The organism is Azospirillum sp. B506 (assembly GCF_000333595.1).
Classification (GTDB): Bacteria; Pseudomonadota; Alphaproteobacteria; order Azospirillales; family Azospirillaceae; genus Azospirillum.
On the sequence record NZ_BADK01000676.1, the window covers coordinates 1 to 6,375 of the forward strand.

Genomic DNA, 6,375 nt, shown 5'->3' on the forward strand with positions numbered 1-6,375 from the left:
CAGACCGCCGGGCGGCTGACACCGGCCCGGCGCGCCACCTCCTGCACCGGCAGCCGCTCGGCCGAGAGCACGATGATGTTCACCCGCTGGACATGCTTGTGCGGGAGGTTGCGGTCGCCGAGGAGCGCGGCCAAACGCGCGCGATCCTCTGCTCCAACGATGACGTTGACGGTCTGGGCCATGCCGACAGAATCGCACACCAGCAGCCCGCTGTGAATCCTATGTCTGCGTCAGTGCACTAGCTTGCACCAGCCGACCCGGGCTTCGCCCGTCGCCGTGTCCCAGGCCAAAACCAGATCGTGGGGATGCGGTTTGCCGGTCAGCGGTTCCACGATCAGCAGGGTGCCCGGGTCGATTGGCGGCGGCAGCCATTCCGCCGCCATGCCGACCGCGAACATGGAGTGCCGGTCCGGATCGATCCTCAGCCGTTCGGCGTCGGGAGGAGGCTCGTCCGCCGGGACGCCTTCTCCGTCGCTGGCGGCAAGTTGCCCAACGAGCGGGATGGCGCGCGCCGGGGCACGGGCGTTCGGGAACGGAATGACCTTGGCGTTTTGCTTCGGCGCCTTTTCGGGCCAGTGATGCAGGATGGCGAGGCATCGCTCTCGCTGTTCGAGAAACGCGTCGAGCATGTCGTCCACCGCCTGCGCATGGGCTTGGCGGAGATCCTCACGCTGAAAGTGGTGGGACCAATTCAAGGCTATTCCAAGCGCTTCCTTGCCGGGCGCTCCGTCCGGCAGAAGCGAAAGGATGGCGTTGAACGGTTCGCGCGACTGCGGCAGCGTCGGGTCGCTTGTCAACGCGCGCAACCGGTCGCCCAAAGGCTGTAACGTTGGGTGGTCGTAGACGGGATCTTTCCCCTCGTTCAAGAACTCAACCAGTGTCTTTTCGACAAAAATGCGGGCCTCACTGCAATAATGCTGGATGGCGTCTTCCGTGGATTTCCTGCCCAGCCACCGCTGCCGCTCAGGAATGATCTGATCCTGGTGGGGATCGAGCCTCACCATGTCATATTCGTCCGGTCGAGCCACGAGGTCCCATCGGGAAACCTTCTCGCTCACCGCCGCGCCGAAACGGAGGTCGCCGGCGCGCGCCACCCTGGCGGAAAAGACGCGGTCGAAGGTGAGGACGAAGGGCTTGAACTCCTGGCGCGTGTAGGTCACGAGGCCCTTGGCCAGATTTCGCTGGTTGTCCTCGTCGAAGAGGCTTTGCGGGTCGTCGAGTAGCACGAACCTCAGGCCGCCGTCGCGCTCCCAGACATATTGGGTCAGCGCCAGCACGAAGGAGAAGAGCTGCGCCCTCTGGCGCGAGCTGTTGGTAATCTGGGCGGCATCGCCCGCCACCCCGCCTTGCTCGGCGCGCGACTTGAGCGCGGACCCGTCGTGTTCGAGCGCGACAAGGGCAGGACCGACATCGCTGGAAGCTTGGTAGACCAGATTTAGAAACGCGCTGGTTTCCTTGTTCAGGGTGGCCAACAGGCCACCCACCTGGACGTCGACCGCTTGTTTCAGCACTTTAAGGCCATCGAGAGCGTCCGCGGCGGCGGCGGCCTTGGTGATCCGGGCTTCCTCGTCGGTCCAACGCGCCAGGAGCGCGCGCAACTCGCGCAGATGGCTCTGCGCGGTGGACACGGGCACATGATCGCGCAGCAGGGCGCGCAAACCATCGATGGCAGCAAGCAAGCTGCCCGTAGGCGCACCTTCACCCTCGGCCAGCCCTACGCCGTGGGCCGCCGACAGCACCGCCGAACGCCGCTTCGCGGTGTCCGCGATCCACGTCGCGGCGTCCAGCAGAGCAGACATCTCCTGGCTGGTCTTCTCGACCAGCGACCCTATCAGATCGGGATGCAGGTTTGGCACCGCCGACGATGTCGGCTTGGGCAGGCCGACCGCCCCAGTGGCAAGGGCTTCCCCCGCCCGCCCGACCAGAGTCGTCAAAGTGGTGGCGTCCTTGAGCCGGGTCGCCATGTCGCCGGCGACACTCGTCGCCCAGCCGGCGCCGAGTGGAGTCGAGCCCAGCGTCGGGACGTGCTTCAACTCGCTCGCGACGGCCTCCGGCAAGTCCTTCTTGAAGTCCGTCACCGCCCGCTCGACGAACTGGTCGAGTGTGAATTGCAGGTCGGCGAGATCCTGTTGCGCCTGGGCAAGCGCCGTGGCGATGGGCACCCCCAGCTCGTGGTCGTGCTCCGCTTCGGTCAGGGAGCGCAGGCAAACGGGGCAGGCGCCGGGTTCACCCTCCCGGCCCTGCTCGTTCAGCCAGGCGGCGACGCGGGCGTACAACTGGCGGCGGACGAAGGTGATCTTCTCCGCGTGCCGCCGGGCAAACATGTTGGCGCGATCCGCCAGTGCCCGTACCCGCTGGCGCGTTTCCTCAACTGTCGCCGCGTCGAGGGTGGCCAGCCTGTCGAACACCGCCGCGAGGGACTCCCGTGACGGTGTGCCGCCGGTCAGGATCGTGCGGGCACGGACCAGCGTCTCATCCAGCCCATCCAGAGCGACGTCCGCGTCCGGGACACCCGCGGCCTTGCCGGCCGCCGCGACGACCGAAGCCGTTCTCCGGCGCAGGTCCTTGTCGATTGCGTCGAGGCTGGTCTTGCATGTGTTTCCCGATGCCGGAGATACAGCGGTCGGCGGCTTCGACGGGCTCGTCTCGAACAGCGCGGCCAGTTCGCCGGCTTTGGTCGCGAAGTCAGTCACCGCCTTCTTCTGATCGTTCCGGCGGTTGGTCGTGAAGATAGTCTTTAAGAAGTTCGCGAACTTGGCGGCGGAGGTCTCCGCGAGATCGCCGATGGGGCGGAGCCCGGTCAGTTCCTGGACACCCTTGCCCAGGCTCTCCGGACGGCCGAGCGCGATATAGGGAAGGCGCGCCATATGCAGGACGCTGAGCTCCAGACCCAGGCGGGACACCCCGAGGGCGTCGTCCAGGGTTTGGGTCGGCTTCCCGTTGACTGACAGGCTGCTGCCGAACTGGCTCTTAACCGGTGGCGTGACCTCGCGGCGGATGACGACAGTCTCCTCCGCCTCTTCAGCCCCTGCCTTCTTCTCCTTTTTGATCAACGTGACCTCGACCCTGGTCTCGATCGACGGCGCTCCGGTCTGGCTCCGGGCGCGCCATTGCTCGGCGGTCGGCATAGGGACGATGGTCGGCAACTGGATCTCATCGCCGTTCGGCAAGGTATATGTGTTGACCAGCGCGTCGAACGACTGCGGTTCGCTGGCGGCGCAGGGAATCTGCCCGGTCAGCGCGAAGGTCAGCGCCTTGGCGATGGAACTCTTCCCCGCGCCGTTCTGGCCGCGGATCAGCATCACGTCCCGCTCCACCTCGATGATCAGCGGTGGAGGGGTGCGGCCGTCCGCCAGACAGTAGGGATGGAGGCCACCGAACTGCGTGATCTCGATCCGCGCGACGGTCCAGCACGGCTTGGTGGCGACGCGCGCGCGGTTCGTCAGGTCGGTGGCTGGAATGGCTGGTCCAGCCAATCTGTGATGGCCTTGGCGAGTTCGTCGCTGCCTCTGACAAATGGCTTTGCGAAGATGTCCTGGCCCGACCGGTGCCCCAGGAAGAAATGCAGGGCATGGCGCTGCCGCGGTACGCCTCCGGTGAGTGCCGCCTTGGCAAAATAGGGTCCGACGTCTGAGTTTTGCGTGGCGCGTCATTGCGCGGACGCAAACGAGTTGCAAACGTCATGGCTTATCAGCGGGTCGAGGTTCTGACGGGGACGGAGCGGCGGCGAAATTACACGCCGGCGGAGAAGGTCCGAATGGTCGAGGAGGCGTTCTGCCCCGGCGTGGTGGTGACGGAAGCTGCCCGCCGGCTGGGCGTGCACGAAAGTCTGCTATACCGCTGGCGAGGGCTGATGAAGGCGAGCGGGACCGCCGTGGCCGAACCGTCCAGCTTCGTCGCAGTGACCATCACCCCGGAGCCGACCGTAATCGACCCGCCGGCGGTGGAGCCCCCTGAACCATTGCCGCCTCCAGCGGGTCCGACCACGAGCCCGGCGATCCTCGAGGTCATCCTGCCCAGCGGGGCACGCCTGCGTCTGGAAGGGCCGGTCGATCCGGCTCTGGCGGCGGCCGTCGTCGGTGCCCTGGCATGATCCCGGTGCCGAGTGGCGTGCGGGTGTGGCTGGCCAGCGGACACACTGACATGCGCAAAGGCTGGGCGAGTTTGGCGCTGCTGGTGCAGGAACGCTTCGCCCAAGCCCCGCACAGCGGCCATCTCTTCGTCTTCCGCGGGCGCCGCGGCGATCTGGTGAAGATCATCTGGTATGACGGCCAGGGCAGTTGCCTGTTCATGAAGAGGCTGGAGCGGGGCCGGTTCATATGGCCAACGCCGGCAGACAGTGCGGTGTCGATCTCGGTTGGACAGATGGGCTATCTGCTCGAGGGCATCGACTGGCGCAACCCGCAGAAGACTTGGCGCCCCGAGGCCGCGGGGTGACTGCGACACGGTGAATCGACGCACCGGTTCAGGGGTGATTGCGGCGGCTCAACGGCGCGTTTCCAGGTAAACTGGCGCCATGACCGCCGCCCCGCCCGACGATATTGCCAGCCTGCGCGCCGCCTTGGCGCAGGCCGAGGCGCGGGCGGACGCGGCGGAAGCCGACGCGGCCCGGGCCAGGGCGATGGCATCCAACACCGAGGCGCTGATCGCCGGCCTGAAGCTGGAGATCGAGAAACTCCGGCGCGAACTCTACGGCACACGCTCCGAGCGCAAGGCGCGTCTGCTGGACCAGTTGGAGTTCCAGCTCGAAGAGCTGGAAGCGACAGCCAGCGAGGACGAGTTGGCAGCCGAGCAGGCCGCCGCCCGAACGACCGCGGTGGCGGCCTTCACCCGCAAACGGCCATCGCGCCAGCCCTTTCCCGGGCATCTGCCGCGCGAGCGCGTCGTTGTGCCGGCACCGGCGAGCTGCCCGTGCTGCGGCTCGGACAAGCTGTGCAAGCTGGGCGAGACGATCACTGAGACGCTGGAGGTGATCCCGCGTCAATGGAAGGTGATCCAGACGGTGCGCGAGCGGTTCTCCTGCCGGGCCTGCGAGACGATCAGCCAGCCGCCGGCGCCGTTCCATGCCACCCCACGGGGCTGGGCCGGCCCCAACCTGCTGGCCACCGTTCTGTTCGAGAAGTTCGGCCAGCATCAGCCGCTGAACCGGCAGGCCGAACGCTTCGCACGGGAGGGTGTGCCGCTCAGCCTGTCCACCCTGGCCGACCAGGTGGGCGCCGCCGCCGCGGTGCTGAAGCCGCTGCACGACCTGATCGCCGCGCATGTGATGGCGGCCGGGCGGCTGCATGGCGACGACACGCCGGTGCCGGTGCTGGCCAAGGGCAAGACCGACACCGGGCGGCTGTGGGTGTATGTGCGTGATGACCGGCCGTTTGCCGGCCAAGCTCCACCGGCGGCGCTGTTCCACTATTCGCGAGACCGCAAAGGCGAGCATCCCGAACGGCACCTGGCCGGCTTCACGGGCTGGCTGCAGGCCGATGCGTTCGCCGGCTACAACCGGCTGTACGAACCCGACCGCCGGCCGGGGCCGATCCGCGACGTGCTGTGCTGGGCGCATGCCCGGCGCGGTTTCTTCAAGCTGGCCGACATCGCCGCGAACATCAAACGCGGCAAGGACGCCCCGCCGATCTCACCGCTGGCGCTGGAAGCCGTAAGGCGCATCGACGCCATCTTCGATCTCGAGCGCGCGTTGAACGGCAAGCCGGCGGCCGAGCGGCTGGCGGCCCGCCGGGAGCACGGAGTCACCCTGGTAGCCGCGCTGGATGGCTGGATGCGGACGGAACGCGCCCGGCTCTCCCGCCATGCCCCAGTGGCCAAGGCGATGGACTACATGCTGACGCGTTGGGACGGCTTCACCCGCTTCCTCGGCGACGGCCGGCTGTGCCTGACCACGGATGATGTTGAGAACCTCCAATTGGGTATTGGACCGATGCTGTCGGTGCAAAGCACCGACAGCATGCTGGCCAAACGCCGGATGACGAAGCCCGGGTCAAGGCCGCAGCCGCGCGTCAGCGCGGGGCCGCGGAGCGGACGCCTTGACGCGGGGGGCGTCATCCGGCAGGTGCCGATGGTCGCTCCTTCCAGGCTTCCACCATCCGCTCGTAGGCGCGTTCGGTGCGTTCGACATACTCCGCCTCGCGTTGCCGGATCTCCTTGATCCAGTAGTCCCGACCAGGGCCGGCCTTGCCGTATTCCCGCGGGGCGCCTGCCTTCAGGGCGGCCTTGCGCAACTTCATGGCCGTGAAGGCGGGGCGAGCGTAGGCATAGTCCCTGTCATCGCTCAGCACATGCCAGATGAGGACCGCCAATTTGCGGGCGGTGGCCACCGCGGGCGCGCCGGCTCCGGCCTTTTTCTGTACCCGGTTGAAAAAGGCC

Annotated in this window: 3 protein-coding genes and 3 pseudogenes; 3 read left to right on the top strand and 3 right to left on the bottom strand. The window is 67.2% G+C overall.

Translation table 11 applies throughout. The features are described 5' to 3' along the window. Both I71_RS20215 and I71_RS20220 read right to left on the bottom strand, forming a co-directional pair. Positions 1–182: pseudogene (locus I71_RS20215) on the bottom strand (IS630 family transposase); the annotation flags it as partial. A 48-nt stretch (positions 183–230) separates the two neighbouring features. Next, entirely contained in the window at positions 231–3,476 is a 3,246-nt protein-coding gene (locus tag I71_RS20220) for an ATP-binding protein (RefSeq protein WP_042697128.1), read from the bottom strand. Between the two features lie 206 nt (positions 3,477–3,682). Here I71_RS20220 and I71_RS20225 point away from each other — a divergent pair, with 206 nt between their 5' ends. The 3 genes and pseudogenes from I71_RS20225 to I71_RS20235 all read left to right on the top strand — a co-directional run. Further along, complete coding sequence (locus I71_RS20225; RefSeq protein ID WP_042695617.1) at positions 3,683–4,093, top strand: transposase; 411 nt, start codon at positions 3,683–3,685, stop codon at positions 4,091–4,093. Continuing rightward, positions 4,090–4,437 carry an IS66 family insertion sequence element accessory protein TnpB gene (gene tnpB / locus I71_RS20230; RefSeq protein WP_042697132.1) on the top strand — a complete coding sequence of 116 codons (348 nt, stop codon included), beginning with the start codon at positions 4,090–4,092 and terminating at the stop codon, positions 4,435–4,437. Before I71_RS20225 ends, tnpB begins: the two co-directional genes overlap by 4 nt. A gap of 79 nt (positions 4,438–4,516) precedes the next feature. Then, positions 4,517–5,923 (top strand): annotated as a pseudogene (locus tag I71_RS20235) (IS66 family transposase); the annotation flags it as partial. Positions 5,924–6,050: 127 nt separating this feature from the next. Here the strand turns inward: I71_RS20235 and I71_RS39190 are convergent. Next, positions 6,051–6,375, bottom strand: a pseudogene (locus tag I71_RS39190) (IS110 family transposase); the annotation flags it as partial.

Bases quoted from the DNA above. Each gene is read 5' to 3' on its own strand.
- I71_RS20225 (WP_042695617.1), top strand. From the start codon at position 3,683: ATGGCTTATCAGCGGGTCGAGGTTCTGACGGGGACGGAGCGGCGGCGA.
- tnpB (WP_042697132.1), top strand. From the start codon at position 4,090: ATGATCCCGGTGCCGAGTGGCGTGCGGGTGTGGCTGGCCAGCGGACAC.